This is a genomic window from Inquilinus sp., assembly GCF_057815775.1.
Genome location: NZ_JBYRFX010000254.1, coordinates 1 through 1754, shown reverse-complemented (window position 1 = coordinate 1754; position 1754 = coordinate 1). Strand labels below are relative to the sequence as shown.

The following is a 1754-nucleotide window of genomic DNA, read 5'->3' as shown; positions in this document are numbered from 1 at the left end:
ACAAATTTAATTTGTATATATGGAAGAGGTGGAATGGCGGTGCCGAACGCGGGATGACATTCGATAGAGCGGAAACCGGCGCACTACGCCGGAATGGGCGGCCCGAACCAAATGGTCAGCGCGTCGATGAGGCCCGACTGGGTTCCATCCGCCACCCAGGCGACATAGCCGTCGGGCCGGACCAGCACGGCGGCGGGGGCCGCCACCGCCCCGATCGCCGGCAGCTCCCACGGGCTATCATAGCGGGCATCGATCCGCTGCACCCGATCCGCCCAGGGCCTGATGTCGACGCTGCCGGGCTCCCCGAAATTGAGCAGCACCGGCCGGGCCTGGTGCAGCAGGGAGAAGACCCGCTGCGGGCCGCCGGCGGTAACCAGGTCGAGATCGGGCATGCGGCGCCCGATCAATGGATGCCCCGCGCCGAGATCGTAGTGAAGGCCCAGGCCCGACATCATCGCGGCGAAGCGCCTGCGCGGCTCCTCCATGCCGAGCAGCTCGGCCATGCTGTCGCGCACGGCCTCGATGCGGTCGTCCGGGCGGCGCAGGGCGACCAGCGCCATGGTGTTGCGCAGCACGCGGGCCCCGACCGGGTGGCGCTCGGCGTGATAGCTGTCGAGCAGGCTGTCCGGCGACATCCCCTTCACCACCTGGGCCAGCTTCCAGCCCAGGTTCACCGCATCCTGCACGCCGGTGTTGAGCCCCTGCCCGCCGTCCGGAGAATGCACATGGGCGGCGTCGCCGGCCAGCAGCACCCGGCCCTTGCGGTAGGATGCGGCCTGCCGCGTCGTGTCGGTGAAACGGGAGATCCAGAGGGGGCTGTGCATCCCGTAATCGCTGCCGCAGGCCGCGATCAGCGCCGCACTGAGATCGCGCAGGGTGGGTTCGGTCGTGGCGCCGACCTGCCGTTCGGTCACCATGACGCCCACCGGCCCTTCCTCCGCGTAGATGATCTTGCCGTCGACGATCCGGTAGTCCTTCCGGCCGAAGGAGTGGATGCCGAAGGCATTCTTGTGGATGCCCAATGGCGGCTGCCCGGTCATCTCGACCTCGGCGATCAGGCTGCTGGTCGTCGGGTCCCAGCCAGGGAAGTCGATGCCCGCGGCCTTGCGGACCAGGCTGCGCCCGCCGTCACAGCCGACGAGATACTGCGCCCGCAGCGACCGGCCATCGGACAGCCGGATATCGACGCCGGTGTCGTCCTGCACGAAGCCCGTCACCTCGCATCCGTAGTGGATCGGCACCGCCAATTCGGCCACCCAGCCGGCCAGGATGCGCTCGATGTGGTTCTGCCACAGCCCGAGCCCATAGGGATGCCGGGTGGGAAAGTCGCCGAGATCCAGGCGGGTTCCGGCGAAAGAAGCGGTCTGGGCCTTCTGCCCTTCCGCCAGGAACCGGTCGGCGATGCCGCGCTGGTCGAGCACCTCGATGGTGCGGGCGTGCAGGCCGCCGGCGCGGGACCCGACGAGGGCCTGGTCGGCGCGCCGCTCGACGATGGCGACGTCGACGCCGGCCAGCGCCAGCTCGCCCGCCAGCATCAGGCCGGTCGGGCCGCCGCCGGCGATCACCACCGCGTGCCCGGTCATCGGCATATCCATGTCGGGACTCCCATTTCCGTGGATCTGGCTGACGCCGGTTCTACGGGAGGAGCCGGGACTTGAAGCAAGCCCCTTGCGCGCCACATATGAGAAGGGGGGAAGAGCGGGTGCCGCCCTTCCCCTTACTGCCGCTCGCGTTGCTGCCGTAGCCCCAAGACG

General features: G+C 69.2%; 1 protein-coding gene. It reads right to left on the bottom strand.

The window, feature by feature from the left end; translation table 11 throughout:
- Positions 1–83: 83 nt before the first annotated feature.
- A complete protein-coding gene (locus AC3XYG_RS09040) occupies positions 84–1583 on the bottom strand; it encodes an FAD-dependent monooxygenase (protein WP_489139488.1) in 1500 nt (499 codons plus the stop codon).
- Positions 1584–1754: the final 171 nt, after the last annotated feature.

What these genes read in the sequence shown, in the direction of transcription:
- AC3XYG_RS09040 (WP_489139488.1), bottom strand. Translation starts at nt 1,583, where the DNA reads ATGACCGGGCACGCGGTGGTGATCGCCGGCGGCGGCCCGACCGGCCTG.